A 25,926-nucleotide genomic window follows, 5' to 3' on the forward strand; every position below is an offset into this window, starting at 1 on the left:
CGCATCCTCGTGAGCGCGAGGCGGGGACTGCAGCAGGTCAGAACCGGAGCAGACCACTTTACGGGATATGAAGCAGGGACATGCTTCTTCAAAACAGCCTGTGCGAAAGACAGGGATCTGTCAAACATTTGCCTTGTTCCGCCCTGAACCTGGCAACAATCCGGCGCAATCACAGCATTTGTTCGCGCCAGCGGGTATAATCGCAGGGCCAGCCAGGAAGACCGGGGCAGGGGAAGCGGGGGAACGATTCGTCGCCGGCGCGGAAGCGGGCTGCCCGGTACACAGCGGGTCAGAGCCGGATCGTGGCGATCAGCCGGCCGTAATCGGCTTCGCCTGCATGGGTGGTGCGGCGATAGGAGAAGAAGCGCGCCGGATCGGCATAGGTGCAATGCCCGGTCCAGGAGGCCTCGCCCACCCCGGCCTCACGCAGCCGGTACAGGCCGTAAGAGGGCAGGTCGAACTGATAGCGTCCGGCGCGGCCATTGGCGAAGAAACGGGCATTCTGCGGATCTTCGGTCAGGAAGGTCTGCAAAAACTCCTCGCTGACCTCATAGGCGGCCTGGCTGATACAGGGCCCGATCACCGCACAGATCCGGTCCGGCCTCGCACCCAGCCCGGCCATGGCGCTGACGGTGGCTTCAAGCACGCCGTCAAAAGCCCCGCGCCAGCCCGCATGGGCGGCGCCGATCACCCCGGCTTCGGGATCGGCAAACAGCACCGGCTGGCAATCGGCGGTCAGGATTGACAGGGCAATGCCGGGCTGGCGCGTCACCAGGCCATCCGCACGGGGGCGGGCCTCGCCGGGGGCGGTGATGGTGACCACATCGGCCGAATGCACCTGATGCACTGCCGCCAGGGCATCCGGGGCAACGCCCATCGCCTCGGCCACCCTGCCACGATTGATCGCCACGATCTCGGCCTGATCGCTTGACCCGCTGCCGCAGTTCAGCCCGGCGAAAACACCCGATGAGGCGCCGCCTTTGCGGGTGAAAAAGCCGTGACGGAAAGGGATGGCATCAGAGGTGATGATTTCAAGCATGTTGGTGACTGCGCTGGTTCTCAGAGACGGCGAAACCGGGAGGCACTGCGGCCCCGGGCGGAAAGATCGCCAGAGCTTTGAACAGATTCCCCATTTCTGCGGGATCGGTCAAGCGTGCTGTGGCGGCGAGGGGATCGGCGCTGCCCGGCGGGGCATGGGCGGCCAGTTGCCTGGCCCGGGCCTCAATCCCGAGCTCGCGGAGCAGTGCCCCCTGGCTGGTATAGGCGCAGCGCGCGGGCTGGGCGGCCCGGGCCAGGGCCTCAAAATCGACATGGGCGGTCAGATCGGCTTCGCCAGGCGCGAGGAAGGGGTTAGTATAGCTCTGGGCGCGCAGGGCCTGGAAAGTATCGCCAAGGCTGCGCCAGCCGCCGTAATCCATGATCAGCGCCAGGCCGCCATGGCGGATGATGCGGCCCGAAATCTCGGAGATGACCGGGGCGGCGGCCGGGCAGATCTCGACCACATCGCCCTCGGTTACATCCTGGCGATGCGCCAGCGCAGCGATGTCAAAGCCAGGTCCGCGCCCCGGGCAAAGCCCGCCTTCGGCCGAGAGGCCTACCAGGGTTTCCGACCAGAGCCCGTTCTGGCGGGTAAACTGGCGGATCGGCAAAGCGTCGAAAAACTCATTCGCCAGCAGAAACAGCGGCGCCTCTGGCAGGCTTTCGACCCTTTCGCTCCAGTGGATCGCATAGCCCTGCAGCCGGGCGCGCTGCACAGCCTGCAGCCGGGGCGAGGCCTCGATCAGGCTGATCCTTGCTGCGGCATGAAAGCCCGGCACCCGGGCGGTGGCGCGCAGCACATCGGCCATCAGCGTGCCACGGCCCGGGCCGGTCTCGGCGAGGGTAAAGGGCGCGGGGCAGCCCAGATCCAGCCAGTATTGCGCCAGCGCAAGGCCGAGAAGTTCGCCGAACATCTGGCTGATTTCGGGCGCGGTGATGAAATCACCGGCGCCGCCAAAGGGCTCGCGCGTGGTGTAATAGCCAAACTGCGGATGCAGCAGGCAATCCGCCATATAATCCGCGAGGGTGATCGGGCCAGAGGCGGCGATCCGCTCGGCGATCAGGCGGGCCAGCGGCGTCATCTGGCAGCGGCGGGGGCAGGGCTGGCGGGCGCGATTTCACGGGCGCGCAGCATGAACCAGAGCCCGACAAAGATCATCGGCAGCGACAGGGCCTGGCCCATGGTGATGCCATAGCCGTTCACATGGAAAGCGAGGCCCAGCGGATTGCCGGGGCTGACAAACTGCATATCGGGCTGGCGGAAAAACTCGACGAAGAACCGCGCCGCGCCATAGCCGGTGATGAACAGCCCCATGGTGCGGCCCGGGAAGCGCAGCCAGCCGGCGCGCAGCACGAGGAAGAAGATCAGCGCGCCCAGCAGCACACCCTCTAGCGCCGCCTCATAGAGCTGGCTCGGATGGCGGGCGCAGAGCGTCACCAGATCGCCACAGGCCTGGGCGGCCTCGCCCGGGAAGGCCACGCCCCAGGGCAGATCGGTGGGGCGGCCCCAGAGCTCGGCATTGACGAAATTGGCCAGGCGGCCAAACAGCAGGCCTGGCGTTACCGCGAAAGCGAAGAGATCACCCAGCGACAAGGCCGGGATCTGGTAGCGCGCTGCGAAAATCAGCCCGGCGATCACCACCCCGGCAAAGCCGCCATGGAAGGACATGCCCCCCTCCCAGACCTTCACGACCGAGAAGGGATCGGCGAGGAAACCGGCAGGCTGATAGAACAGAACATAGCCCATCCGCCCGCCCAGAATGACGCCGATCACCACCCAGGTCAGCAGGTTCTCGACCTGAGGCGGGCTCATCGGCGCCTGTCCCGGCTGCCAGAGCCGGGGGGTTTTCACCGCTTTCACAATGAGGCCCCAGCCCAGCAGCAACCCGGCGATATAGGCGAGGGCATACCAGCGCAGAGCGAAGCTCATGCCGAACAGCTCGATGCTGAAAATTTCAGGCGAAAGATCCGGGAAAGCGATCATGGGTCTGGCCTCGGTTGGCGGCGGAGTCGGATGCTTGTCATTTGCGCCGGGGGTGAAGTCAACTGCAGCGGCCAGGCCGGGGCAGGGGCTTGCGCACTTGTGAAGGACACGCGCCTCGCCCATATAGAAGAAAAGCGAAAGGGAAGGCGCCCCATGCAAAGCCGTAACAAGTTTTTCGATGATATGTCGCAGCTGATGACCAATGCCATGGGCGTGGCCCAGGGGGCACGGACCGAGGCAGAGACGGCGATGAAAAGCGTGATGGACCGCTGGCTGGCGGGACGTGACTTCGTCACCCGCGAAGAATTCGACGCCGTACGGCTGATGGCGCAGAAAGCCCGCGAAGAGAATGAGGCCCTGTCGGCCCGCCTCGCCGCACTCGAAGCTGCCGCCGCCGCGAAACAGGGCTGATCCCCTGGCGCATAGCCAGATGAATTGAGAAAAGGCACCGGATATCCGGTGCCTTTTGCATTGAGCCCGGGAAAAACCCGCCTCAGGAGCTGACCGTCTCAGGGGGTGATCTGATCCATCAGAGCCCGCCAGTTCTGATAGCCGCGCTCCTGGTCGGGCAGGGCTGTCAGCGAGCCCCCGGCCTGCTGCAGGACAGGCAGTACACCGGCTTTCAGCACGGCCTCATTGTCACAGACCCCGGGCTGATCCATGAGGTCAAAGGCCGGCTTCTCATAGCGGCTGATGATCACATCGGTGCTGAGCTTCAGCTCGCCATAGGCCAGCAGGTCAAAGCTGTCGCTGATCAGCGAATGCGCCTCGCCTGTGAGGCTGGCACCGGGGCAGTTCTGGCTGAGCACCAGCGCGCTGTAGAGATCGCGCAGCAGCCGGTCTGCGGCGACCGGATCGCGGCCAATGGCAGACATATCGGGAAGCGGAACATAGATTTTGCCATCCGCCAGCACCGGTGCGGTAAGGTTCAGGCTGAACAGCAGCGCAAGCAGAGAGTGACGCATCACAGGGGCCTCATGGTTTACCCAGGCTTTTTGCGACATTGCCCTGTGGCGGTCAGGTGGGGAATTCCTTTCCGGGCGTTTGCAGCGTGGTCTTGCGGTGGATCGGCGCGATTTCGCACAGAATCTGCGCATGGATCTGCGTTTTATTGCACAGAACATCCCCTTATTTACCTGTCAGATCCATTCAGCAGGGAGAGTTGAAATGACCCTTCATTCCGCCACCCGTGTCGGCCATGTCCATCTGAAAGTCTCAGATCTCGAGCAGGCGATTGCCTTTTACTCGGGCATTCTCGGCTTTGAGATTACCCAGCGATACGGGCCGCAGGCTGCCTTCCTCTCGGCAGGCGGATATCACCATCATATCGGCCTCAACACCTGGGACTCCAAAGGGGGCAAAGCGCCACCGCCCGGCACCACTGGCCTCTATCACACCGCCTTTCTGTTCCCCGACCGCAAGGCGCTGGCCAATGTGCTCAAACGCATCGTTGAGGCGGGCTGGCCGCTGACCGGCGCAGCCGATCACGGCGTCAGTGAGGCAATCTATCTCGATGATCCCGATGGCAACGGGGTTGAGCTTTACTGGGACCGCGACGCGGCGCTCTGGCCGCGCGATGGGGCGGGCAATCTGATGATGGGCAATGCCGCTCTGGATCTGGGTAAGCTGCTCTCTGAGGCCGGTTGAGGCCCCAGAGCCAGATCAGAGCCAGATCAGGGGCGGATCAGACGGAAGGCGGCCGAGGCACCCCAGCCCGCCGCCGCCGCAATCGCCAGCGACAACAGGCCATAGAACAGCGGCTGTTCCTGCGACAGGTTGAAGATCATTCGCTCCAGCCCCTCTTTGCGAACCCGGATCCAGCGTTCGTGGTTCGCAATCACCTTGCCGTCGCGCAACAGGAACATCCGCACCCGGTAGGTGCCCTCGGTCAGATTGGAGGGCAGGGTGAGATCGGCGCGAAACAGCGTCTGCTCGTTCAGCTGCACGCGGTTTTCCAGCAGCCGGTAGCGCCCCTCACTGGTGCGCACCCGGACCATTGCCCGGATAAACTCGCTTTCATTCAGCATCAGGGCATAATCGGGTGTCGCATCGGGATCGCCGCCCTGTTCGACCCAGGCCGTGGCGGCGGCCTCTGCCGCCTCCAGCCGGACCAGCTGATCGACCGAGATCGCATGCAGGCGGTTTTCCTCGGGGCTGAGAATATCCTCGAGCCGCCCTGTCGTGGCCACGGCGTAAAAAGCCGGGGCCTTTGCGACATTGACCGAATCGCGATTGATCCAGATCCCGGCGGTCCGTTCCTTGCGGCGGATGGTGACCGGGCCCGAGGGGCCTTCGGCGGTCACGATGACATCCAGCCGGCCTTCGGGGGCGGGCCCCTCACGTTTCACCGCGCCGTAAACCAGGATCTCATCGCCGTCGAAATTAGCGGTGATGGAGACCCGGTTCTGGCTTAGGCCGGAAACGATGGTTTCGGCGACCGGATTGGCGGCGGTGTCAGCCTCCTGTGCGCCTGCCCCCTGGGGGGCGAGGCTGAGCAGGACCAGAGAGAGCAGGATCTTTCTCATGGCAGCAGGCCCGGGGTGACCGAATAGAGTTCATCCGGGGTCAGCAGCAGATCAAAGGCGATCCGCAGTGCCACCGCGACCACCAGCAGCGACAGCAGTACCCTGAGCTGCTCGGCCCGGAGCCGGATGCCCACGCGTGAGCCGATCTGTGCCCCGATCACCCCGCCAAAGATCAGCACCAGCGCCAGCATCATATCGACGGTCTGGCTGGTGACGGCATGCATGATGGTGGTGAAGGCTGTCACGAAAATGATCTGGAACAGCGAGGTGCCGATCACCACTTTGGTCGGCATGCCGAGCAGATAGATCATCGCCGGAACCAGGATGAAGCCACCGCCCACTCCCATGATCGCGGCGAGGAAACCGACAAAAGCGCCGATCGCTGCCGGGGGGATCACACTGATATAAAGGCCCGAGGCGCGGAATTTCATCTTGAACGGCAGGCCATGTGCCCAGGAATGGGTATGGGCGCGCCGGATCGGCACATTGGCATTGCGCGAGCGCATCAGGGCGCGCAGGCTCTCTTGCAGCATGGTTGCGCCGACAAAGCCCAGAAACAGCACATAGGACAGCTGCACGAACAGATCGATCTGGCCGAGTGACTGCATCCAGGCAAAGACCACAATGCCGATGGCCGAGCCAAAGACACCCCCGACCAGCAGTACCGTGCCCATGCGGAAATCGACCGCCTTGCGCTTCATCTGCGCCAGAACGCCCGAGATTGATGAGGCCACCACCTGATTGGCGCCCGTTGCCACCGCCACTGCCGGTGAGACGCCGATGAAGAACAGCAAGGGCGTGATCAGAAAACCACCGCCGACGCCGAACATACCGGACAGAAAGCCGACAACCCCGCCAATACCAAGCAGCAGGAACAGATTGACCGAGACCTCGGCGATGGGGAGGTAGAGCTGCATGGGATCCTGAGGGGCGCGAATGCGCAGGCGATCGGTACGGGAGGTAAAGGGCGAAGCGGGAAGCCGGGCGCTGCACAGGCTCCGGTGGCTCTAGCTTGCCCGGCTTTGGGCGGATGTCAAAGGGGGTTTGACATCAATAGTTATTGTTCAGGTAATGACGCAGGATCCGTTCCAGTTTTGCAGCACCCAGGGGTGCCATGGCTTTGGTATGTTCATGGCTGATCGCCTCATCCGACAGGCCCGCGGCCATATTGGTGATGGTTGAGATTGCCGCGACGTTCAGGCCCAGAAAGCGCGCCAGGATCACCTCTGGCACTGTCGACATGCCAACCGCATCTGCGCCGAGGGTTTTCAGCATGCGGATCTCGGCCGGGGTCTCGAATGAGGGGCCGGAATACCAGGCATAGACCCCCTCGCTCAGGGCAAGGCCAGCGGCCCGGGCCGAGGCCTGCAGCGCGGCGCGGATCCGCGGGGAATGCGCCGCGCCCATCGGCACGAAACGGGCATCGGTGGCTTCGCCGATCAGCGGGTTGTGGCCGTTGAAACTGATGTGATCCGAGAGCAGCATCAGATCGCCGGGCGGGATATCGGCGCGCAGACTGCCGGCGGCATTGGTCAGGATCAGATCCTGACAGCCAAGCGCCTTCAGGGTTTCGAGCGCAATGCGCATCGCAGCCGGATTGCCGTTTTCATAGTAATGCTCGCGCGCGCCGAGGATGGCGACCTCAGCCCCCTCGAGCCGGCCGAGATAGAGATGCGGATTATGGCCCGAGACCGAGATCTGCGGAAAGCCCGGCAGATCCTGATAGGGGATCGCGACGCCTTCGACCGCATCGGCCAGATGCCCCAGCCCCGATCCCAGCACCAGGCCGAGACGCGGGCTGAATGCTCCGGCCCGGGCGCGGATCAGGCCGGCAAGGGTTGCACCATCGGGCATCAGAACCTCCGCTGCGACAGCTCTCAGGGGACAGCATAGCCACAAGCCCTGTAATGAAAAGGGCTTAGGCCCCGGGCATAAGCGTGCGGCTCATCACCAGCGCGTCGATTTTCGCGCCGCTGTCGCTTTCGTAATAGCCGCGCCGCAGCCCGGCCCTGGTAAAGCCTGTGGCCAGATAAAGCGCGATTGCGGCGGGGTTCTCGGCCGAGACCTCGAGAAAGGCCTGCTCTGCGCCACGCGCGCGGGCACTGGTCAGGAAATCCGCGACGAGGCGGCGGGCAAGCCCCTGACGCCGCGCCTCGGGGGCGACGGCGAGGGTGAGGATTTCGGCCTCGCCTGCAATGGCCTGGCCGAGCAGAAAGCCCGCGGGCTGGCTGAGCAGGAAGACATGCGGCAGGCGCAGCAGCCCGGCGATCTCAGCCTCGGGCCAGGGGCGCGGCGTGGTGGTGAAACAGGCTGCATGGATATGCGCCAGTGCGGCCGGATCCGACGCTGCGGGGCCGGGTAAAGCAGTTTCCGGGCCGCTCCGGGCTGGCTCAGGCATCAAGGATCACCGGCGGCGGGTCAGAGGGTGGGGCGGCATCAGCGCCGCGCAGGTAAAAGGGCGCGGGGCGCGGATGGGTCGCGCTTTTGCGAGCCAGAGCAAGGCGGGCGATGGCCTCGACCAGAGGGCAGGCGGGTTCGGTGGCGAGCAGGCCATGGCTGCTGGCATAATCTGCGGCCAGATCGCCCAAAACTCTGGTGCCGGGGGCAGGGGTAAAGCCCTCCGGCAAGGCCCCGGCGCTGACGAGCCCGGCCTCGCCCTCAGGCCCGAAGGCCTGCAGATAGGCGCTGCCACGCCGTGCATCCTGTGCCACCAGCAGCGGTCCCTCGCTGCCAAAGGCCAGAGCCTCCAGCGCGGTGATGCCAATGGCGGGAATGCCAAGCGCCAGGGCCAGGCCCCGCGCGGCGGCGACAGAGATCCGCACCCCGGTGAAATTGCCCGGGCCGGTGCCGACCGCGATCAGCGTCAGCGCCTGCCAGCCGAGGCCCGCCTCTGCCAGCAGCTCTTCGAGCAGCGGGATCAGCCGTTCGGCCTGGCCCTTGCTCATCTCTTCGCGGCGGATCAGCACTTTGCCTGAGGGCAAAAGCAAAGCGGCGGCGCAATGCGCCGCCGATGTATCGAATGCGAGGACCGTGTCAGGCAGCAACAGGACGAACCTCGGTCACTTCGGGGATGTAATGGCGCAAGAGGTTCTCGATGCCCATTTTCAGCGTCAGGGTCGAGGAGGGGCAGCCCGCACAGGCGCCCTGCATATGCAGATAGACCACACCGCGCTCAAAGCCGTGGAAGGTGATATCGCCGCCATCCTGGGCCACGGCCGGGCGCACGCGGGTGTCGAGCAGCTCTTTGATCTGCCTGACGATATCAGCATCCTCACCGTCGAAATGCGCGGCATGGCCACCGGTCGCCCCGCCTTCGCCGTCAATCACCGGCTGGCCGGACTGGAAATGCTCCATGATCGCGCCGAGGATCTGCGGCTTGATATGGGGCCAGTCAACGCTTTCAGCCTTGGTGACCGTGACGAAATCCGAGCCGAGGAAAACCCCGGTTACACCGCCTGCGGCAAAGATGCGGCGCGCCAGCGGCGAAGCCTTTGCGGCCTCTGCATTCGGGAAGTCTGCCGTGCCAAGTTCAAGCACCGCCTGGCCGGGCAGAAACTTCAGCGTGGCCGGATTGGGGGTGGATTCGGTCTGAATGAACATGGTGCTGCTCCCGCTGGGTCATCCGGATATGGAGCGCAGGGGGCCTCAAGTCAAGGCTGGGGCCCCGGCGCTGGCGGGCCAGGCTGGCGCAGCCTGGACGGGGCTCACCTGGACGGGGCTCAGGCGCGGTCCGAACCGTAATAGGCGTACATTTCCTCGATGGCCGATTGCTGGCTCAGCGGCTGCGGTGCGGGCGCTTTTGCCGAAGGGGCGTAATAGATCAGATCCGGCGTCGCGAGGACTTTGCTCGACTGGCTCAGATCCACGGGGCGTTGCATCGACATCTTCTTCGTCCTTCGTCTGATCACATAAGATTACGGCGTCGATATAGGGGCGTGCTGCAGTGCAGAAAAGGTCCGTTGCTGCAGGGCAGCGATGCGGTGGTGTCATGTCTGACGCCGGGGAAGCGCCGCGCGGCAAATAAAAAGGCACCCCGGTCAAGGGTGCCTCTGTCAGGGACTGCCGGGCGTAAGCCCCGGTTAACGGTAGCAGTTTACCGGGACCACCGCTTCGCTATAGCCGGCGGGCAGCTCGGCCCCCAGCTCACCGCCAACGCCATTGCCCTGCATTGGCGGGATGCGCTTTTGCCGCAGGAAGGTCAGCAGCGGGCCCGAGGGCACGGCGAAGTTCATATTCTGCGGCAGGGTGCCGGTTTCCTGCAATATGGCGATATCGTCGACCCGGCTGACCACGACGCCGATCACCGCGCCCTTTTTGTTCAGAAGCGGCCCGCCGGAATTTCCGGGCTGGACCGGAGCGGTGATCATCACCCGGTTCGATGAGCCGTCGACCCCGCGCAAGGCGCTGACATTGCCGGAGGTTACGGTCAGCCCCTGATCAAGGCTGGTGGAATAGGGATAGCCCAGCACCGTCACCGCCTCGCCCAGCTTTGGCACTTCCAGTGCCGAAAGCTTCAGCCAGGCATTGCCCGCATCGGCGGCCCCGCCCAGCACCGCCACATCAAGCGAGGGGTCGGCGGCAAGGATTTCCAGCGCCGTGCCATCGGCCATGCCCACTGCCGAACAGCCCTCGATCACATGGGCTGCGGTGACGAGTGTGGTGGGGGCGATGTAGAAGCCGGTGCCACTGCCCATCAGGGTGCCGGTCACTTTCGGGCGCGGCAGCCCGGCGGCCGGGGCCGTTCCGGGCTGTTCCGGCGTGGCGGGGTTGGCGCCATCGGGGCTGCGGATCGGCGCCGGGCCCGAGGCAATCCCAAGCCCGCCGGGCGCAGGTGCCGTCACGGCATTGCCGCCGCCGCCGCCATTTCCGGCATCGGCGACGCTGGGCAAAGCTGGCGCGGCCCCTGCGGCAGGGACGCCGAGGATTGGCCCGGCAGGCTTTTCACCGGCATTCGGGCCGGGGACGACCTCAACCAGCTCGCCTGGCGGCTCGGGCAGGGTTTCGGGCACCGGCTCGTCGGGTGCGAAAGGCGTGCCGGGGTCGGTTCCGGCCGGGGCTTTTGGCGCAAAAGGCGAGGCCGGGGCCTCGGCGGCGGGCAGCGAGGGTTTGCCGGGGCGCGACACCTGGTCCTCGGCCCGGGGCAGGGCCGAGGCCACTGCAACCGGCGCTGCGGATCCGGCGCCGTTGATCACCTGATCAATCACGCCGCCCTCGGTCCAGATCAGCGAGAGCGGGCTGTCCTGGCCGGTCAGGGTCGAGCTGGCCAGCAGATTGAGCCGGAAATAGCCGTCATTCGTGCTGACGAAATTCATCGAGGTCCATTTGCCCTGATTGAAATCCGAGCGGACATAGGCGGTCATCTTATTCTCGAGTTCGACCCAGCTGACCCACATCCCCTCCGAGCGATAGGTGAAGGGGGTCTTGCCCGCCGCGGCTTTGCCAAGGAACCAGTCATGATCCTCCTGCATCGCGCTGGCATCGCCTTCGCGGATGATCAGCGAGAGCGCCTGATCCTTTGAGATATATTCTTCCTGATTCTTACCCTCGACCGGGTCCATATAGGCGAAGGGGTAGAGATAAGAGGTATTGGCGATGGCGGAATAATTGATCTGCCAGTTCTGGGCGACCCTTTCGTCCTCAAGAAAGATCACCAGATCCTTAATATCGCTGAACAGGGGCTGGCTGCTGCCGCGGATGCGCTGGGTATAGCTGGCGAAAGCCTTCTGGCTGTCCTCGCCCCAGACCGCATTGGCAGAGCCGGAGAAATCACCGCTCCAGGAAAGCGCGGCCTGAATGGTTGCGGTATCCTCGCGGCTGAGGGTCCTGGCGTCGAAAGGGCTGTTCAGCCAGGATTGTGCGGCGGCGGCGAAAGGCACGAACACCAGCAAGAGGCTGAGGCGGACCATAAGCAGCACAGAGCGCATCAGATTTTACTCCAGAATAAAAAGTCCCGCAGATCCGCGGCAGCTGCCGCCCGTCGCGGTCATGCTGCCTCGCTTCGGGCAGAAAGCAAAGCCTTTCCAGCCTTGCCGGGGGTTATGAGAACCATAGGCAAAGTGGTCAACAGGCCTCAGTTCAGGTAATTTTCTCAAGCTTTTCTTTTGAAATATCGCCCGGCACGATGGTGATCGGCGTTGGCAGGCTGCCCGAATTGCGGCTCATCGCCGAGACCAGCGGCCCCGGGCCGGCCTTATCGGTTCCGGCTCCCAGCACCAGCACGCCGATCTCAGGATCCTCGTTGATCTGCGCCAGAATTTCGGTCACGGCATCGCCTTCGCGGATCACCAGCTGCGGATCCACGCCCTGTTTGTCGCGCATCCATTTGGCGAAAACCTCGAAATGCGCTTCGATCCGCTCGCGTGCCTCGGCCCGCATCAGATCGGCCACGCCCATCCAGTGCTGGTATTCTTCGGGCGGGATGATCGAGATGATCGTCACCCCCGCGCCGGTATGCGAGGCGCGTAATGCCGCATAGCGCATCGCATTGAGGCATTCTCGGCTGTCATCCAGGACCACCAGGAATTTCCGCATCAAGGCTCTCCGTCGCTGTGCCTCTCCGGTGGTTCTGCGCCGGAGTTCCGCGCAATTCTGAAACGGCAGAGGGGTAAAAGGCAAGAAGATCTGTCGTGATTAACGCGCTTTCCTGCATCCTCCCGGCTTCAGACCGGCGAAAAAGCCTATTCGCTCCGGGTCAGAAAATGCCCGGTTGCCTGGGCAAACAGCCGCGCGGGATCATCCTGCCAGGTCTCGACATGAACCGAGGCATAGCGCCGGCCTGAGCGGTTGATCCGGGCCCGGGCAAAGGCATCGCGCGGCTGGCCGGGGCGTAGATAATCAATCGTAAGATCAATGGTTTTGGGCAAAATCAGCGGGCTGCGCGCCGGAATTCTGCCCTGACGCAAGCCCGACCACAGCAGGCCGGTGATCGCCGTGACCTCGAGAAAAGCCGCCGTCACGCCGCCATGCAGCGCCGGCAGCATCGGATTGCCGATCAGCTCGGGACGGTAGGGCAGAACCCCGGTCAGCTCATCACCCGCAGTTTCAAACCGGATGCCGAGAAAAGCCAGATAGGGGACCGAGGCAGCCATTTCCTGCAGCAAAGCGGCAGGGGACAGGATCTCACTCATGGCGAGCCTCCGCCTGCGGCGGCGGGGCCGGGATCAATGGTGAAAGCGCCGGTTCCCATGGCCACCGGGCGCGCGGTATCCTCATCACTGGCGGTGACGCGCACGAAGGCGACCGAGCGGGTGATATGGTAGCATTCGGCCCGGGCGCGGATGGTCTGTCCCGGAGTGGCCGCACGCATGTAATCGATGCGCAGATCCAGGGTTGCGGTGATGGGCGAGCTGGCCGGATGGCTGAGCACCGCCGCGCCGGAGGCCGTGTCCATCAGGGTTGAGACCGCGCCGCCATGAATGACCCCGGTCGCCGGATCGCCGATCAGCTTCGGGTCATAGGGCATGGCAATCACCGCCACACCGCCGTCAATGGATTCGAGCTGCAGTCCGAGGGCGGCGGCATGGGGAATCGCCGTGATAAAGGCCCGGGCCCCGGTCAGGGCTTCGTGCTGCTCCGCGCCGGAAGGGGCAGCAGGGGGCGGGCTTGGCAGGGCTGGATCAGGCATATCTCTGGCTCGGACTTTTCGCTTCCTGCTATCATCCTTGCTGGCCGGGCGAGGTGCAAGCCCCGGCGAAGGCCGCTCCTTGCGCAGCGCGCGCCCGGCCTGGGGCCGCAAAGCCGCCTTGCCTTGCCACCCGGCGAGGCCCTACCATTGGCGGGTGGAGGAATAGGCTCTATGTCTGAAAACACCCGGCTGAGTTTCAAAGAGATGTGCGCCCGCTTCGAGGTGACGCCACGAACTCTGCGCTATTATGAATATGTCGAGCTGCTGGCGCCCGAAAAAGAGGGGCGCTCGCGCTTTTATGGCCCGCGCGAAGTGGCGCGGATGAAGCTGATTCTGCGCGGCCGGCGCTTTGGCTTCAGCCTTGAGGAGATCCGGCAATGGCTGCTGATCTATGGCCAGACCGGCGAAGGCGAGCAGCTCCAGGCCTGGCTGCAGCTGGCGGACCGGCAGATGATTGAGCTGGAGCGGCAGCGCGCCGAGCTGGAGAATACCATCGGCGATCTGCGCAATCTGCGCGAAACTGCCAGCTCCGAGCTGGAAAGGCTGGCCGGGAAAGGCTCAGACCGGCCCTGAGGCCGGGCCGGCCTGAAACAGTGGATGGAGAGGGCGGCTCAGCGCGGGCTGGCCGAAGGATCATAACGCAAGAGGCGCAAAGCGTTCAGCGTCACCAGAACGGTCGCGCCGGTATCGGCGAGGATCGCGATCCACAGGCCGGTCAGACCCAGCACCGAGGTCACAAGGAAAACCACCTTAAGCCCAAGCGCCAGGGTGACGTTCTGGCGGATATTGGCCATGGTGGCGCGCGACAGCCGGATCAGCGCCGGGACATCGCGCACCCGGTCGCGCAGGATCGCGGCATCGGCGGTCTCGAGCGCCACATCGGTGCCCGAACCCATGGCCACGCCGAGACTGGCCTGTTTCAGCGCCGGGGCATCATTGATCCCGTCGCCGATCATCATCACCGGCCCTTCGGCGGACAGGCTGCGGATTGCCTCCAGCTTATCGGCGGGCAGCATCCCGGCCCGGAACTCCATGCCCAGAGCTCCGGCAATGGCGGCGGCGGTGCGCGGATTGTCTCCGGTCAGCATCACATTGCGGATGCCCATATCGCCCAGCTCGCGCATGGCGGCAGCGGCATCGGCGCGCGGCTCATCGCGCATGGCGATCAGGCCAAGCGCCTGGCTGCCATGGCTGACCAGCACCACGGTCTTGCCCGAGGCCTCCAGCACTGCCGCCGCCTCTTTTGCCCCGGCGCTGAGCAGGCCGGTGCTTTCGGCATATCCTGGCGACAGCACCTGGGCCTGCGCCGCCCCGACCCGGGCGGTGACGCCCTGACCGGGCATGGCGCGGGCTTCGCTGGCGGCGGGGGCGGTTATGCCATCGCTCGCCAGTCTGGCGGTGATGGCGCGGGCCAGCGGGTGGCTCGACCCGGCCTCAACCGCACCGGCAATGGCCAGCAGATCGCCCGGGCTGACACCAGGGGCGGGCAGAAGATCGGTGACCACCGGACGCCCCTCGGTCAGGGTGCCGGTCTTGTCGAAAGCGATGCGGGTGACGCCCGCCGCCGCCTCGATCACCGCGCCGCCCTTGAGCAGCAGCCCGCGTTTCGCCCCCGAGGACAAAGCCGAGGCGACCGAAGCCGGGACCGAGATCACCAGCGCACAGGGGCAGCCGATCAGCAAAAGCGCGAGACCACGGTAGATCCAGGTATCCCAGTCACCGCCAAAGATCAGTGGCGGCAGCAGCACCACCAGCGCCGAGACCAGCACGATGGCGGGCATATACCAGCGCGAGAAGCGGTCGATAAAGCGCTCGACCGGGGCGCGGGCCTCCTCGGCCTCCTCAACAAGGCGGATGATGCGCGAAATGGTATTGTCGGCGGCAGGGCGGGTCACGCGCAGGCGCAGCACGGCTTCGGTATTGATCGAACCGGCAAAGACCTGGTCGCCCTCGCCTTTGCTGACCGGCAGGCTTTCGCCGGTGACCGGGCTTTCATCAATGCCCGAGCGCCCTTCGGTTATTTCGCCATCGGCGGCGATGCGGTCGCCCGGGCGCACCAGCAGGATCTGGCCCGGGGTCAGGCTGGCGGCGGCAACCTCGCGCAGCTGGCCTGCCTCTTCCAGCCAGGCGGTCTTTGGCACCAGATCGGCCAGCGCCCGGATGCCCTGGCGGGCCTTGCCCGCTGCCACACCCTCCAGAACCTCGCCAACGGCAAAGAGAAAGACCACCAGCGCCGCTTCTTCGGCGGCACCGATGACCAGAGCGCCGATGGCGGCAATGGTCATCAGGCTTTCAATGGTAAAGGGCTGGCCGAGGCGCAGCGCGGCAAAGGCCCGGCGCGCCACCGGGGCAACGCCGATCAGACAGGCGGCGAGAAAGGCTGCATAGCCGATCTGTTCTGAAAACAGCAGCTCTGCGCCCCAGGCGACTGCCAGCAGAATGCCGGTCAGAAGTACGAGGCGGCCCTTGCCGGTCTGATACCAGGCCTTGCCGCGATCTGCCGGGTCATCATGGACATGGCCGGGCGCGCCATGCCCGGCATCCGCCCGGGCACTGGCAGCGGGCGTGTCATGATCGTGATCTTTATCGTGAGCGTGATCTTTATGGTCATGGCCGCCGCAGCAGCTGGCAGCGGGCTGTGTCCGGTCCGTCGCAGCTGCCGGGGCGCTGATCTGATAGCCAAGGCTGCGCACCGTGGCCTCGATCTTTTCTGAAGATGAGCCGCCCGGATCCAGTTGCAGTGACAGCTTCTCTGCCATCAGAGCGACCTTAACCTCGCTGACCCCGGGCAGGCGCTCGACCGCGCGGGTCACTTTCAGACTGCATGCGGCACAATCCATGCCGCCAATACGCCATTCCAGCCGCTGAGCCTCAGCGAGGCTCCGGGTCTCGGGGGATTTCGGGTTACTCTCAGTCACATCAGCACTCCCAGGCCTGACAGAATCACCGGGCCTCTTGTTTCAGCGACTTCGGACCCTAATTCCTCCAGTGACTATAGGTTCAAGAGGTATTTCATGCTCCCGATCGGAAAACTCAGTGCGGCAACCGGCGTGAAAGTGCCGACGATCCGGTATTATGAGCAGATTGGTCTGCTGCCCGAACCTGGCCGCAGTGAAGGCAATCAGCGGCTTTACGACCGCGCGGCCCGCGACCGGCTGGCCTTCATCCGCCATGCCCGCGACCTTGGCTTTCCGCTGGAAGCGATCCGCGAGCTGCTGAGCCTGACCGATGTGCCAACCCATAGCTGCGCGGCGGCGGATGCAATCGCGCGGCGTCAGCTGGCCGAGGTTGAGGCGCGGATTGCCCGGCTGGACTCGCTGCGCGGTGAGCTGCAGCGGATGATCAGCCATCACAAAGGCGGCACGATTGCCGAATGCCGTGTCATTGAGGTGCTGGGCAATCATGCGCTTTGTCAGCACGATCACGCCGGGGAAACCGGCTTCTGATCTGCGGCGCCCGCCTGCAATTTCCGGGGTCGCAAGGCCGGTTTCGCCCCCACGTCACAGCTCCGGTCTGTGACGTGACGTTACGCTGACGTTAACGTCAACCCCTCTGCTAGTCTGTCTCAGAAGTTCCCCTCTGCCATGCGGTGCGCCGGGCCATGCCTGGCTGCGAAGCCGCCGCAGCCAGGGGTCAATGGAGAAGAAAGACGAGATATGAGCGTGACTGCCGGGCTGCTGACCATCCGCGAAATGTGTGACGCCTTTGAGGTCACGCCGCGCACCCTGCGCTTTTACGAGGCGAAAGAGCTGCTCAGCCCGCTGCGCCAGGGCGCGAAGCGCCTCTATGACCGCAAGGACCGCGCCCGGCTGAAGCTGATTCTGCGCGGCAAACGCTTTGGCTTTTCGCTCGAGGAGATTCGCCAGGTCCTGAACCTCTATGAGCGGGACGGCTCAAATCTGGCGCAGATGGAGCGGACCTATGATCTGGCTCTGGATCGTCTGCGGGTGATGGAGGCACAGCGCGACGAGCTGGAAATCGCGATCCGTGAGCTGAAGGCCGAGCTTGAGGCCGGGGCGGGGATGATCGCGGGCACCCGCAAAGCCGCCGAATAAAATCCTGCGCCCCGATGCGCGGACCGGAAGTAAGGGAGAGAGAGATGACCAGCTATATCGCACCGCGTAAGGATATGCAGTTCCTGCTGCAGGAGGTGCTGCAGGCGCCGCGATCTGATATTCCGGGCTATGGCGATCTGGATGAGGGCTTTACCGCGGCGGTGCTGGATGAGGCGGGCAAAGTGGCCGAAGAGGTGCTGGCACCGCTGAATGCCCTGGGCGACAGCGAGGGCTGTGTGCTGGAAAACGGCGTGGTCCGCACCCCGAAGGGCTTTGATGCCGCCTTCAGGGCGATGAAAGAGGGCGGCTGGACCGCGCTGGACTGTGATCCCGAATATGGCGGCCAGGGCCTGCCCTATCTGATGCAATCGGCGGTGGGTGAGATTTTCGTTTCGGCCAATATGGCTTTCAATATGTATCAGGGCCTGACCCATGGCGCCTATTCGGCGATCCATACCCATGGCACCGATGCGCTGAAGGCGAAATATCTGCCGAAAATGGTCTCCTGCGACTGGACCGGCACGATGAACCTGACCGAGCCGCATTGCGGCACGGATCTGGGGCTTTTGCGCACAAAAGCCGAACCTCAGGAGGATGGCTCCTATCTGATCACCGGCCAGAAGATTTTCATCTCGGCGGGCGATCACGATCTGGCGGAAAACATCATTCATCTGGTGCTGGCCAAAGCCCCGGGCGGCGGCGAGGGCACGAAGGGGATCTCGCTTTTCCTGGTGCCAAAGATCCTGGTGAATGAGGATGGCACCCTTGGCGCGCCGAATAATGTCTCGGTCGGCAAGATCGAGGAAAAGATGGGCATCCACGGCAATGCCACCTGCGTGATGAATTACGACGGCTCGAAAGGCTGGCTTCTGGGTGAGCTGCATAAGGGTATGCGCGCCATGTTCACCATGATGAACGAGGCCCGGCTCGGCGTCGGCCTTCAGGGCTATGCTGTGGCCGAGGCCGCCTATCAGAATGCGGTGATCTACGCCAGGGACCGGCTTCAGGGCCGGGCGGTGACCGGGGTTGAGAATCCCTCGGGCCCGGCAGATCCGCTGATCGTCCATCCCGATATCCGCCGTATGCTGATGGATCAGAAAAGCTTTATCGAAGGCGCGCGGGCCCTGACCTTCTGGGGCGCCTCGCTGATCGACCGGGTGCATCGCCTCGGCGATCAGGAGGCCGATGGCCTGATCGGCCTCCTGACCCCGGTGATCAAGGGCTTCCAGACCGATAAAGGCTTTGAAAGCGCGGTCCAGGCGCAGCAGATCTTTGGCGGCCATGGCTATATCGAAGAGCAGGGCATGTCCCAGTTCGCCCGCGATGCCAGGATTGCCATGATCTATGAGGGCGCGAATGGCGTCCAGGCACTGGATCTGGTCGGCCGCAAGCTGGCGGCCGATGGCGGTAAGCATGTCATGGCCTTCTTTGAACTGGTGAAGGCTGAATGCAAAGCCCATGATGGCGATGAGCGGATGAAACCCTTTACCGAGGCGCTGAAGGCCGGCTCGAAACAGCTGCAGGCGGCGGCGATGTATTTCATGCAGAATGGTATGAAAAACCCCAATGCGGCGCTGGCCGGTTCCACCGACTTCCTGCATCTGACCGGCCATGTCTGCCTTGGTCTGATGTGGACGAAAATGGCGAAAGCGGCCTATGCGGCGCTCGATGCCGGTGCGGGGGATCAGGCCTTCTATGAGACCAAGATCGCGACCGGGCGCTATTACATGGCGCGGCAGATGCCCGCCTGTGCCATGCATCTGGCCCGGATTGAAAGCGGGGCCGATCCGGTGATGGCGCTGGCGGCGGAGGCGTTCTAACCTCTCGCCCTGAGGCCATCAGAGGAACCCGCTATGCCGAAACGCTTTCGCCTGACCCGCCGTTTTCCGGTCGCCATGACCGAGGAGGGCTATCGTCGTCTGAAGCGTTTTGCCGGTGAGGCGGGGCTGGATGAGGGGGAGGCTTTGTCGTTCCTGTTCGAGCATTTCGACAGCGTCACCCATCACGACAATCTCGCGCATCGGCTGCGGCTGTTTAACGCCGATCTCGAGGCGCGCAAAAAATGAGGCGGAAGGGCTGATCCTGGCTTTTCCCCTCGGCAGCAGAAAGTCCACGGGGCGTGGGCGCGGCGCTGTGAGGCCGCGCCGCACCTGTCAGCCAGGGGAGGGCCGGGATGAGCGCGAGACTGCATTGCTTTGGCGAAAGTGGCCATTCCTATAAGGTGGCGCTGTTTCTGACCCTGACCGGCCAGGACTGGCAGCCGGTCCGGGTTGATTTCTTCGGTGGCGAAACCCGCAGCGAGGCGTTCCGGGCGCTGAACCCGATGGCAGAATGCCCGGTGCTGGAATGGCGGGGCGAGGTGCTGAGCCAGTCCGGCGCCATCCTGACCCGGCTGGCGCGCGATACCGGGCAGATGGGCGGCACGACGCCGGGCGAAAGCGAGGCGATCCTGCGCTGGATCCTCTGGGATAATCACAAATTCTCGTCCCAGATCGGCGCGACCCGGTTTTTGCTGAATTTTCTGCCAGAGGCAAAGCGCCCGGCAGAGGTGATCGCTTTTCAGCAGGCGCGCCTGAAACCGGCATACCGGCTGCTCAATGATCACCTGGACGGCCGCGACTGGGTGGCGGCTGAGGCGGTCTCAATCGCCGATCTCTCGCTCTGCTCCTATCTCTGGTACCCCGAGCCCTTTGGTTTCACGCGGGCCGACTGGCCGCATATCGACGCCTGGTTGAGCCGCATCGCGGCGCTGCCGGGCTGGAAACACCCTTACGAACTGATGCCTGGCAGTCCCGCTGACCGGGCCGGAGGAGGAAAACATGTCTGAAGCCTATATCTATGACGCATTGCGCAGCCCGCGTGGGCGTGGCCGCGCCGATGGCGCGCTGCATGAGGTGACCTCGGTTTCGCTTTCGGCGCAGATGCTGAATGCGGTGAAACAGCGTAACGGGCTTGAGGGTCATGCGGTCGAGGATGTGATCTGGGGCAATGTCACCCAGGTGGGCGAGCAGGGCGGCTGTCTGGCACGGTCGGCGGTGCTGCTCTCGGATCTCGATGAGCGTATCCCGGGCCTGTCGATCAACCGTTTCTGTGCTTCGGGGATGGAGGCGGTGAACCTCGCCGCCAATCAGGTGAAAGCGGGGGCGGGCCAGGCCTATATCGCCGGTGGCGTCGAGATGATGAGCCGGGTCGCCATGGGCTCGGACGGGGCGGCGATTGCGGTCGATCCGGCGCTGACCTTCAAGACCCTTTTCGTGCCCCAGGGCATCTCGGCCGATATCATCGCCACCAAATTCGGCTTCTCGCGTGAACAGGCCGATCAGCTGGCCGCTGAAAGCCAGCGCCGCGCGGCAGAGGCCTGGGCCGGGGGGCGTTTTGCGAAAAGCATCGTGCCGGTGAAGGATATCAACGGTCTGACCATTCTCGACCATGATGAATATATGCGCCCCGGCACCACCGCCGAGACGCTGGGTGCGCTGAAGGCCAGCTTTAAGGAGCAGGGCGAGGTGATGCCCGGTTTCGACAAGCTGGCGCTGATGAAATATCCTGAGCTGGAGCGGATCAATCATATCCACCATGCCGGAAACTCCTCGGGTATCGTCGATGGCGCCGCTGCCATGCTGATCGGCTCGAAAGAGTTTGGCGAGGCGCATGGGCTGAAGCCGCGCGCCCGCATCCGCGCCACCGCCAAGATCGGCACCGACCCGACCATCATGCTGACCGGCCCGGTGCCGGTCACCGAAAAGATCCTGCGCGATCATGGCATGTCGATCAGTGATATCGACCTTTTCGAGGTGAATGAGGCCTTTGCCGCCGTGGTTCTGCGCTTCATGCAGGCCTTTGATGTCTCGCCCGACAGAGTGAACGTCAATGGCGGCGCGATTGCCATGGGCCATCCTCTCGGGGCCTCGGGCGCGATCATCATCGGCACCCTGCTTGATGAGCTGGAACGGCGCGATCTGACGACCGGCCTCGCCACGCTTTGCATCGCTTCCGGCATGGGCGTGGCCACGATTATCGAGCGGCTCTGATGAAAAAGCTCGATCTGGCAAAGGTGCCGCTGAAGGCCGGCTCGATCTATCCGCCGCCCTATGCAGAGCAGATGGAGGGGCGTTCGAGCCTGCGCTTAGGCCAGGCGGCGGGGCTGACGCAGTTCGGCGTTAATCTTGTGACGCTGAAACCCGGCGCTCTGTCGAGCCTGCGTCACTGGCATCAGGCCGAGGATGAGTTCGTTCTGATGATCTCGGGTGAATGCGTCATGGTCACCGATGACGGCGAAGAGATCATGCGTCAGGGCGATTGCGCGGGCTTTCCCGCAAATACGCCCGACGGCCATCACTTTATCAACCGGGGCGATACCCCGGCTGTCTTTCTCGTGGTTGGCGCAAAAGCCCGCGAGGAGGTCGTGACCTGTTCCGATGTGGATCTGGTCCTGACCCTGAAAGACGGCATTGCAACTTACACCCATAAAGACGGGCGGCCCTACGCGCCCGAGGGAGAGGATCATGGCTGATTTTACCTGTGCAGTAGATGCCGAGGGCGTCGCCACCATCACCTGGGACACCCAGGGCAAATCGATGAATGTGATGTCGATGGAGGGGTTCGAACTGCTCGACAGCCTCATCGGCAAGGCATTGGCGGATGCGGCGGTGAAGGGCATTATCATCACCTCTGGCAAAAAGGATTTCGCCGCGGGGATGGATCTGAATGTCATCGCGAAAATGCGCGAGGGCGGGGCCCAGGCGATCTTTGACGGCGTGATGAAAATGCATGGCGTGCTGCGCCGGATCGAGCGCGCCGGAATGGATCCGAAGACGCTGAAAGGCGGCAAGCCGGTGGTGGCTGCACTTCCCGGCACCGCGCTTGGCATCGGGTTTGAGATCCCGCTGGCCTGCCACCGCATCATCGCGGCGGAGAATCCCAGGGCAAAGATCGGCCTGCCGGAGATTATGGTCGGCATCTTCCCGGGTGCAGGCGGCACGACGCGGCTGGTGCGCAAGCTCGGCGCGATGATGGCCGCACCTTTCCTGCTCGAGGGCAAGCTCTCGGATCCGAAAGCGGCGAAGAACAACGGCCTGATCGACGAGGTGGTCGCCCCGGATCAGCTGCTGGCCCGGGCGAAGGAATGGATCCTTGCTGCGAAAGAGGCCGATCTGGTCAAACCCTGGGATGCCAAGGGCTATAAGATGCCCGGGGGTGCCCCCTATCACCCCGCCGGTTTCATGACCTATGTCGGGGCCAGCGCTATGGTGAATGGTAAGACCATGGGGGTCTATCCGGCCGCCAAAGCCCTGCTCTCGGCGGCCTATGAGGGCGCGCAGGTGCCCTTTGACACCGCGCTGAAAATCGAGGCGCGCCAGTTCACCAATGTGCTGATGAACCCCTCTTCCTCGGCGATGATCCGTTCGCTCTTCATCAATAAAGAGGCGCTGGAGAAGGGCGCGAACCGCCCGGCAGTGGCCGATCAGGGGGTGAAGAAGGTTGGCATTCTTGGTGCGGGCATGATGGGGGCGGGGATTGCCTATGTCTCGGCCAGCGCGGGGATTGAGGTGGTGCTGATCGATGCCGTCCAGGAGGCGGCTGAACGCGGCAAGGCCCATAGCGAGGCGCTGCTCGATAAGGGCATGAAACGCGGTAAGGTGAGCGAGGCGAAAAAGGCCGAAGTTCTGGGCCGGATCACCGCAACCACCGATTATGCCGCCCTCGCCGGCGTCGATCTGATCGTCGAGGCGGTGTTTGAGGATCCGAAGATCAAGGCAGAAGTGACGCAAAAGGCCGAGGCGGCGGCGGGTGCGGGCGCGATCTTCGCCACCAATACCTCGACCCTGCCGATCACTGCGCTTGCAGCCGCAAGTGTGCGGCCCGAACAATATATCGGCATCCATTTCTTCTCGCCGGTCGATAAGATGATGCTGGTCGAGATCATTCGCGGCAAAGCGACCGGCGATCTGGCGGTGGCAAGGGCGCTCGATTTCGTGCGCCAGATCCGCAAGACGCCGATCGTCGTCAATGATGCGCGTTTCTTCTACGCCAATCGCTGCATCATCCCCTATATCAACGAAGGCATCCGTATGCTGGCCGAAGGGGTGGAACCGGCGCTGATCGAGAATGCAGCAAAGCTGGTCGGCATGCCGCTCGGCCCGCTGCAGCTGGTTGATGAGACCTCGATTGAGCTGGGCGTGAAGATCGCGAAGGCGACCAAAGCGGCGATGGGCGCGGATTATCCCGATGGCGCGGTGGATGAGGTGCTGTTCCGCATGCAGGGCCAGGGACGTCTGGGGCGCAAGAATAATGCCGGTTTCTACGCCTATTCTGAAAAGGGCGAGCGGCTCGGTCTCTGGGAGGGGCTTGAGACAGATTATCCGGTCCGTGATGATCAGCCCGCACTGAGCGAAGTGCAGCACCGGCTGCTGATGGCCCAGGTGCTGGAAGCGGTGCGCGCTTTGGAAGAGGGGGTGCTGAGCGATATCCGCGAAGGCGATGTCGGGGCGATCCTTGGCTGGGGCTTTGCGCCCTGGTCGGGCGGGCCTTTCTCCTGGCTCGATATCATCGGCCCGGGCCGGGCGGTGCAGATCTGCGAGGCGCTGAGCGCCGGATATGGCAAGCGGTTCGAAGCTCCGGCTTTGCTGCGTGAGCTGGCAGGGAAAGGCGAGACCTTCTATGGCCGCTTTGGCGAGGGGGCCAGAAAAGCCGCATAAAAAGAAGAAGGGGGGAGGCCAGGGCCTCCCCCCTTTTGCCTCCGGCGGGGATATTTAGGGACAGATGAAGCCGGGCTTTTCATCTGTCTGAAAATATCCCCTGGGGGCCGGGGGGGCATGGCCCCCTCGTCGCTGGTTCAGAACATCCGGCCTGCGAGCGGCACCTCCTGGCCCGGGGCCAGCAGCACCACTTCGCCGCTCGCATCGGGCACGCCCAGCACCAGAACCTCGCTGCGCACCGGGCCGATCTGGCGCGGCGGGAAGTTCACCACCGCCATCACCTGGCGGCCGATCAGCCCCTCTGGCGTATAATGCCTGGTGATCTGGGCCGAAGAGCGTTTGATGCCAATCTCCGGGCCGAAATCAATCTTCAGCTTAAAGGCCGGTTTGCGTGCCTCGGGGAAGGGTTCGGCCTCGAGAATGCGGCCAACGCGGATATCGATTTTGGTGAAATCGTCATAGCTGATCTGATCGCTCATTTCGCCAGCTCCCGGCCGCGATCCGCCGCCGCCTGCATGGCGCGTTTCAGCAGTGGCTCCATGCCGGTCTCTGCATCCATCAGCACCGCCAGCGCCGCCGCGGTGGTGCCGCCGGGTGAGGTGACGTTGATGCGCAGCTGTGCCGCACTGTCCTCGCTCTGATGCGCCAGCTCGCCCGAGCCGCTGACGGTGGCACGCGCCAGTTTCATCGCCACCTCCGGTGACAGACCCTGCGCTACTCCGCCCGCAGCCATCGCCTCAATCAGGTGAAAGACATAGGCCGGGCCCGAGCCGGAAACCGCGATCACCGCATCGATCTGGGCCTCATTCTCCAGATCCACCACCTCGCCGACCGCTGCCATCAGGGCGCGGGCGGTCACCAGATCGGCGGCGCTGGCGTGAGCATTGCCGACCAGCCCGGAGATGCCACGTCCGACCATGGCCGGGGTATTCGGCATCACCCGCACCACCGGGGTCTGTGCGCCAAGTGCCGTTTCCAGCGCTGCAATCGTGGTGCCCGCGGCGATTGAGATGAACAGGGTCCTGCCATTCCCCAGCGCCTGGAGCGAGGGCAGGGCCGCGCCCATCATCTGCGGCTTGACCGCGAGCAGGGCGACGGCAGGGGCGGCGGGCAGGCCTTGATTGAGATGCACGCCCGAGGCTTTCAGCCAGTCCGAAGGGTTCGGCTCCATCACCCAGGCCGAACTGGCGGGCAGACCGGCCGCCAGCCAGCCCGAGAGCAGAGCCGAGCCCATCTTGCCGCAGCCCAGAAGGACGATGCCGTCCTTCGCTATGATATCCATGGACATTTGCCGGCCTTCTCTTCCCAGTGGCAGTCGGCAAAGAGGTTAGGCGCGGCCGTAGGCCTCTGCAATGGCGACTTTCATCGCCTCAACCGGCGGGCGCTCGGCCCAGAGCGTCAGCTGGAAGGCCGGATAGAAGCGCTCGGCCGAGGTGATGGCGGAAGAGATCAGCCGGTCGATCTGTTCGCTCACCGCATGCTGGCCCCCGGCGAGGCAGAGGCCATAGCGCCAGACCATCAGCTTCTGCTCATCCCACCAGTTGAAACCGCCGGTCCAGACCTCGTCATTGCAGCGGTTGATCAGCTCATAAAGCGCGCCCATGCGATGTTCGGGCGGCTCCATTTCAAAGGTGCAGATCAGTCGCAGCGTTTCGTCATGGCCGGACCAGGCGAGGGTGATCGAGTAATTGCGCCACTGCCCCTCGACCGCCATGGCGATCTGGTCATCGGTCACGCGGTCGAATTCCCAGTCGTGATATTCGGCCAGTGTTTCGGCCAGATCGATCGGGTGGACTTCATCCGAGAGAGAATAGTCTTCGGAAAGCGACATGTCCGAAACCCTTTTTATTGCGTGTGCCTCAGTGCGAACCACCAGAAGCTGTCATTTGGGCGAGAAAATGCGGAATGGAAGCTGTTACCCACCAGATGTTGAGGCTTATCCTGCGGTCCGCACCCATTTCTGTAAAGCCGTTTCTTGTGGAGAGGGCTGTGGACAAGGGGG

30 protein-coding genes are annotated in these 25,926 nt (G+C 64.0%); 11 read left to right on the top strand and 19 right to left on the bottom strand.

Annotation, left to right across the window (positions count from 1 at the left end; translation table 11 throughout):
• Positions 1-289: 289 nt before the first annotated feature.
• The 3 genes from pgeF to lgt are packed head-to-tail and all read right to left on the bottom strand — an operon-like array spanning position 290 to position 3,022.
• Positions 290-1,039 carry a peptidoglycan editing factor PgeF gene (gene pgeF / locus H0485_RS03045; RefSeq protein ID WP_226933885.1) on the bottom strand — a complete coding sequence of 250 codons (750 nt, stop codon included), beginning with the start codon at positions 1,037-1,039 and terminating at the stop codon, positions 290-292.
• A complete protein-coding gene (locus H0485_RS03050) occupies positions 1,032-2,120 on the bottom strand; it encodes a class I SAM-dependent methyltransferase (RefSeq protein WP_226933886.1) in 1,089 nt (362 codons plus the stop codon). Before H0485_RS03050 ends, pgeF begins: the two co-directional genes overlap by 8 nt.
• A complete protein-coding gene (lgt, locus tag H0485_RS03055; protein ID WP_226933887.1) occupies positions 2,117-3,022 on the bottom strand; it encodes a prolipoprotein diacylglyceryl transferase in 906 nt (301 codons plus the stop codon). The genes H0485_RS03050 and lgt overlap by 4 nt, the downstream gene beginning before the upstream one ends.
• 153 nt (positions 3,023-3,175) lie before the next feature.
• Here lgt and H0485_RS03060 point away from each other — a divergent pair, with 153 nt between their 5' ends.
• A complete protein-coding gene (locus H0485_RS03060) occupies positions 3,176-3,433 on the top strand; it encodes an accessory factor UbiK family protein (RefSeq protein ID WP_226933888.1) in 258 nt (85 codons plus the stop codon).
• Between the two features lie 98 nt (positions 3,434-3,531).
• Here H0485_RS03060 and H0485_RS03065 read toward each other — a convergent pair whose 3' ends face one another.
• Positions 3,532-3,987 (bottom strand): hypothetical protein, encoded by a 456-nt coding sequence (locus tag H0485_RS03065; RefSeq protein ID WP_226933889.1) that lies wholly within the window; start codon positions 3,985-3,987, stop codon positions 3,532-3,534.
• A gap of 202 nt (positions 3,988-4,189) precedes the next feature.
• Between H0485_RS03065 and H0485_RS03070 the strand changes: the two genes are divergently transcribed.
• Positions 4,190-4,669, top strand: a complete 480-nt coding sequence (locus tag H0485_RS03070) for a VOC family protein (protein WP_226933890.1) — start codon at positions 4,190-4,192, stop codon at positions 4,667-4,669.
• Between the two features lie 26 nt (positions 4,670-4,695).
• On the opposite strand, the gene H0485_RS03075 is transcribed toward H0485_RS03070, so the two are convergent.
• From H0485_RS03075 to H0485_RS03125, 11 genes are all read right to left on the bottom strand, one after another.
• Positions 4,696-5,547: a TIGR02186 family protein gene (locus H0485_RS03075; protein WP_226933891.1), complete on the bottom strand. Its 852-nt coding sequence runs from the start codon at positions 5,545-5,547 to the stop codon at positions 4,696-4,698.
• Positions 5,544-6,464 (bottom strand): sulfite exporter TauE/SafE family protein, encoded by a 921-nt coding sequence (locus H0485_RS03080; RefSeq protein WP_226933892.1) that lies wholly within the window; start codon positions 6,462-6,464, stop codon positions 5,544-5,546. The genes H0485_RS03075 and H0485_RS03080 overlap by 4 nt, the downstream gene beginning before the upstream one ends.
• A 133-nt stretch (positions 6,465-6,597) precedes the next feature.
• On the bottom strand, positions 6,598-7,401 hold the full coding sequence (locus tag H0485_RS03085) for a purine-nucleoside phosphorylase (protein WP_226933893.1): 804 nt from the start codon (positions 7,399-7,401) through the stop codon (positions 6,598-6,600).
• A 64-nt stretch (positions 7,402-7,465) separates the two neighbouring features.
• Entirely contained in the window at positions 7,466-7,945 is a 480-nt protein-coding gene (locus H0485_RS03090) for a GNAT family N-acetyltransferase (RefSeq protein WP_226933894.1), read from the bottom strand.
• Positions 7,938-8,591, bottom strand: coding sequence for a tRNA (adenosine(37)-N6)-threonylcarbamoyltransferase complex dimerization subunit type 1 TsaB (tsaB, locus tag H0485_RS03095; RefSeq protein WP_226933895.1), 654 nt, complete (start codon positions 8,589-8,591; stop codon positions 7,938-7,940). The genes H0485_RS03090 and tsaB overlap by 8 nt, the downstream gene beginning before the upstream one ends.
• On the bottom strand, positions 8,581-9,147 hold the full coding sequence (locus H0485_RS03100; RefSeq protein ID WP_226933896.1) for a NifU family protein: 567 nt from the start codon (positions 9,145-9,147) through the stop codon (positions 8,581-8,583). Before H0485_RS03100 ends, tsaB begins: the two co-directional genes overlap by 11 nt.
• Positions 9,148-9,266: 119 nt before the next feature.
• On the bottom strand, positions 9,267-9,425 hold the full coding sequence (locus H0485_RS03105) for a hypothetical protein (protein WP_226933897.1): 159 nt from the start codon (positions 9,423-9,425) through the stop codon (positions 9,267-9,269).
• Positions 9,426-9,626: 201 nt separating this feature from the next.
• Entirely contained in the window at positions 9,627-11,471 is a 1,845-nt protein-coding gene (locus tag H0485_RS03110) for a S1C family serine protease (protein ID WP_226933898.1), read from the bottom strand.
• A gap of 151 nt (positions 11,472-11,622) precedes the next feature.
• A complete protein-coding gene (locus H0485_RS03115; RefSeq protein ID WP_226933899.1) occupies positions 11,623-12,078 on the bottom strand; it encodes a universal stress protein in 456 nt (151 codons plus the stop codon).
• A gap of 146 nt (positions 12,079-12,224) precedes the next feature.
• Positions 12,225-12,674 (bottom strand): PaaI family thioesterase, encoded by a 450-nt coding sequence (locus H0485_RS03120; RefSeq protein WP_226933900.1) that lies wholly within the window; start codon positions 12,672-12,674, stop codon positions 12,225-12,227.
• Positions 12,671-13,171: a PaaI family thioesterase gene (locus H0485_RS03125; RefSeq protein ID WP_226933901.1), complete on the bottom strand. Its 501-nt coding sequence runs from the start codon at positions 13,169-13,171 to the stop codon at positions 12,671-12,673. The genes H0485_RS03120 and H0485_RS03125 overlap by 4 nt, the downstream gene beginning before the upstream one ends.
• 171 nt (positions 13,172-13,342) lie before the next feature.
• Here H0485_RS03125 and H0485_RS03130 point away from each other — a divergent pair, with 171 nt between their 5' ends.
• Complete coding sequence (locus tag H0485_RS03130) at positions 13,343-13,744, top strand: MerR family transcriptional regulator (RefSeq protein WP_226933902.1); 402 nt, start codon at positions 13,343-13,345, stop codon at positions 13,742-13,744.
• 38 nt (positions 13,745-13,782) lie between these two features.
• On the opposite strand, the gene H0485_RS03135 is transcribed toward H0485_RS03130, so the two are convergent.
• A complete protein-coding gene (locus H0485_RS03135) occupies positions 13,783-16,011 on the bottom strand; it encodes a heavy metal translocating P-type ATPase (protein WP_226933997.1) in 2,229 nt (742 codons plus the stop codon).
• A gap of 174 nt (positions 16,012-16,185) precedes the next feature.
• Here H0485_RS03135 and H0485_RS03140 point away from each other — a divergent pair, with 174 nt between their 5' ends.
• The 8 genes from H0485_RS03140 (at position 16,186) to H0485_RS03175 (ending at position 23,924) form a co-directional block, all read left to right on the top strand.
• Positions 16,186-16,617, top strand: coding sequence for a MerR family transcriptional regulator (locus H0485_RS03140; protein ID WP_226933903.1), 432 nt, complete (start codon positions 16,186-16,188; stop codon positions 16,615-16,617).
• 216 nt (positions 16,618-16,833) lie between these two features.
• Positions 16,834-17,226 carry a MerR family transcriptional regulator gene (locus H0485_RS03145; RefSeq protein WP_226933998.1) on the top strand — a complete coding sequence of 131 codons (393 nt, stop codon included), beginning with the start codon at positions 16,834-16,836 and terminating at the stop codon, positions 17,224-17,226.
• 44 nt (positions 17,227-17,270) lie between these two features.
• Positions 17,271-19,046 (top strand): acyl-CoA dehydrogenase C-terminal domain-containing protein, encoded by a 1,776-nt coding sequence (locus H0485_RS03150; protein WP_226933904.1) that lies wholly within the window; start codon positions 17,271-17,273, stop codon positions 19,044-19,046.
• Positions 19,047-19,079: 33 nt separating this feature from the next.
• Positions 19,080-19,292: a hypothetical protein gene (locus tag H0485_RS03155; RefSeq protein WP_226933905.1), complete on the top strand. Its 213-nt coding sequence runs from the start codon at positions 19,080-19,082 to the stop codon at positions 19,290-19,292.
• 107 nt (positions 19,293-19,399) lie between these two features.
• On the top strand, positions 19,400-20,053 hold the full coding sequence (locus tag H0485_RS03160; protein ID WP_226933906.1) for a glutathione S-transferase family protein: 654 nt from the start codon (positions 19,400-19,402) through the stop codon (positions 20,051-20,053).
• Positions 20,046-21,257, top strand: a complete 1,212-nt coding sequence (locus tag H0485_RS03165; RefSeq protein ID WP_226933907.1) for an acetyl-CoA C-acetyltransferase — start codon at positions 20,046-20,048, stop codon at positions 21,255-21,257. The genes H0485_RS03160 and H0485_RS03165 overlap by 8 nt, the downstream gene beginning before the upstream one ends.
• Positions 21,257-21,739, top strand: coding sequence for a cupin domain-containing protein (locus H0485_RS03170; RefSeq protein WP_226933908.1), 483 nt, complete (start codon positions 21,257-21,259; stop codon positions 21,737-21,739). Before H0485_RS03165 ends, H0485_RS03170 begins: the two co-directional genes overlap by 1 nt.
• Entirely contained in the window at positions 21,732-23,924 is a 2,193-nt protein-coding gene (locus H0485_RS03175; protein WP_226933909.1) for a 3-hydroxyacyl-CoA dehydrogenase NAD-binding domain-containing protein, read from the top strand. The genes H0485_RS03170 and H0485_RS03175 overlap by 8 nt, the downstream gene beginning before the upstream one ends.
• Before the next feature lie 137 nt (positions 23,925-24,061).
• On the opposite strand, the gene H0485_RS03180 is transcribed toward H0485_RS03175, so the two are convergent.
• From H0485_RS03180 to H0485_RS03190, 3 genes are read right to left on the bottom strand one after another with little or no spacing between them, the layout of a single operon-like run.
• On the bottom strand, positions 24,062-24,403 hold the full coding sequence (locus tag H0485_RS03180) for a tRNA-binding protein (RefSeq protein ID WP_226933910.1): 342 nt from the start codon (positions 24,401-24,403) through the stop codon (positions 24,062-24,064).
• The gene (gene proC / locus H0485_RS03185; protein ID WP_226933911.1) at positions 24,400-25,212 is read right to left on the bottom strand and encodes a pyrroline-5-carboxylate reductase; all 813 of its coding nucleotides are present in this window, start codon (positions 25,210-25,212) and stop codon (positions 24,400-24,402) included. The genes H0485_RS03180 and proC overlap by 4 nt, the downstream gene beginning before the upstream one ends.
• A 39-nt stretch (positions 25,213-25,251) precedes the next feature.
• On the bottom strand, positions 25,252-25,755 hold the full coding sequence (locus tag H0485_RS03190) for a type III secretion system chaperone family protein (RefSeq protein ID WP_226933912.1): 504 nt from the start codon (positions 25,753-25,755) through the stop codon (positions 25,252-25,254).
• Positions 25,756-25,926 lie beyond the last annotated feature (171 nt).

Origin of the sequence: Pseudogemmobacter faecipullorum (assembly GCF_020539525.1) — a bacterium.
Classification (GTDB): domain Bacteria; phylum Pseudomonadota; class Alphaproteobacteria; order Rhodobacterales; family Rhodobacteraceae; genus Pseudogemmobacter; species Pseudogemmobacter faecipullorum.

Bases quoted from the DNA above. Each gene is read 5' to 3' on its own strand.
- pgeF (WP_226933885.1), bottom strand. From the start codon at position 1,039: ATGCTTGAAATCATCACCTCTGATGCCATCCCTTTCCGTCACGGCTTT.
- H0485_RS03050 (WP_226933886.1), bottom strand. From the start codon at position 2,120: ATGACGCCGCTGGCCCGCCTGATCGCCGAGCGGATCGCCGCCTCTGGC.
- lgt (WP_226933887.1), bottom strand. From the start codon at position 3,022: ATGATCGCTTTCCCGGATCTTTCGCCTGAAATTTTCAGCATCGAGCTG.
- H0485_RS03060 (WP_226933888.1), top strand. From the start codon at position 3,176: ATGCAAAGCCGTAACAAGTTTTTCGATGATATGTCGCAGCTGATGACC.
- H0485_RS03065 (WP_226933889.1), bottom strand. From the start codon at position 3,987: ATGCGTCACTCTCTGCTTGCGCTGCTGTTCAGCCTGAACCTTACCGCA.
- H0485_RS03070 (WP_226933890.1), top strand. From the start codon at position 4,190: ATGACCCTTCATTCCGCCACCCGTGTCGGCCATGTCCATCTGAAAGTC.
- H0485_RS03075 (WP_226933891.1), bottom strand. From the start codon at position 5,547: ATGAGAAAGATCCTGCTCTCTCTGGTCCTGCTCAGCCTCGCCCCCCAG.
- H0485_RS03080 (WP_226933892.1), bottom strand. From the start codon at position 6,464: ATGCAGCTCTACCTCCCCATCGCCGAGGTCTCGGTCAATCTGTTCCTG.
- H0485_RS03085 (WP_226933893.1), bottom strand. From the start codon at position 7,401: ATGCCCGATGGTGCAACCCTTGCCGGCCTGATCCGCGCCCGGGCCGGA.
- H0485_RS03090 (WP_226933894.1), bottom strand. From the start codon at position 7,945: ATGCCTGAGCCAGCCCGGAGCGGCCCGGAAACTGCTTTACCCGGCCCC.
- H0485_RS03100 (WP_226933896.1), bottom strand. From the start codon at position 9,147: ATGTTCATTCAGACCGAATCCACCCCCAATCCGGCCACGCTGAAGTTT.
- H0485_RS03105 (WP_226933897.1), bottom strand. From the start codon at position 9,425: ATGCAACGCCCCGTGGATCTGAGCCAGTCGAGCAAAGTCCTCGCGACG.
- H0485_RS03110 (WP_226933898.1), bottom strand. From the start codon at position 11,471: ATGCGCTCTGTGCTGCTTATGGTCCGCCTCAGCCTCTTGCTGGTGTTC.
- H0485_RS03115 (WP_226933899.1), bottom strand. From the start codon at position 12,078: ATGCGGAAATTCCTGGTGGTCCTGGATGACAGCCGAGAATGCCTCAAT.
- H0485_RS03120 (WP_226933900.1), bottom strand. From the start codon at position 12,674: ATGAGTGAGATCCTGTCCCCTGCCGCTTTGCTGCAGGAAATGGCTGCC.
- H0485_RS03125 (WP_226933901.1), bottom strand. From the start codon at position 13,171: ATGCCTGATCCAGCCCTGCCAAGCCCGCCCCCTGCTGCCCCTTCCGGC.
- H0485_RS03130 (WP_226933902.1), top strand. From the start codon at position 13,343: ATGTCTGAAAACACCCGGCTGAGTTTCAAAGAGATGTGCGCCCGCTTC.
- H0485_RS03135 (WP_226933997.1), bottom strand. From the start codon at position 16,011: ATGGATTGTGCCGCATGCAGTCTGAAAGTGACCCGCGCGGTCGAGCGC.
- H0485_RS03140 (WP_226933903.1), top strand. From the start codon at position 16,186: ATGCTCCCGATCGGAAAACTCAGTGCGGCAACCGGCGTGAAAGTGCCG.
- H0485_RS03150 (WP_226933904.1), top strand. From the start codon at position 17,271: ATGACCAGCTATATCGCACCGCGTAAGGATATGCAGTTCCTGCTGCAG.
- H0485_RS03155 (WP_226933905.1), top strand. From the start codon at position 19,080: ATGCCGAAACGCTTTCGCCTGACCCGCCGTTTTCCGGTCGCCATGACC.
- H0485_RS03160 (WP_226933906.1), top strand. From the start codon at position 19,400: ATGAGCGCGAGACTGCATTGCTTTGGCGAAAGTGGCCATTCCTATAAG.
- H0485_RS03165 (WP_226933907.1), top strand. From the start codon at position 20,046: ATGTCTGAAGCCTATATCTATGACGCATTGCGCAGCCCGCGTGGGCGT.
- H0485_RS03170 (WP_226933908.1), top strand. From the start codon at position 21,257: ATGAAAAAGCTCGATCTGGCAAAGGTGCCGCTGAAGGCCGGCTCGATC.
- H0485_RS03175 (WP_226933909.1), top strand. From the start codon at position 21,732: ATGGCTGATTTTACCTGTGCAGTAGATGCCGAGGGCGTCGCCACCATC.
- H0485_RS03180 (WP_226933910.1), bottom strand. From the start codon at position 24,403: ATGAGCGATCAGATCAGCTATGACGATTTCACCAAAATCGATATCCGC.
- proC (WP_226933911.1), bottom strand. From the start codon at position 25,212: ATGTCCATGGATATCATAGCGAAGGACGGCATCGTCCTTCTGGGCTGC.
- H0485_RS03190 (WP_226933912.1), bottom strand. From the start codon at position 25,755: ATGTCGCTTTCCGAAGACTATTCTCTCTCGGATGAAGTCCACCCGATC.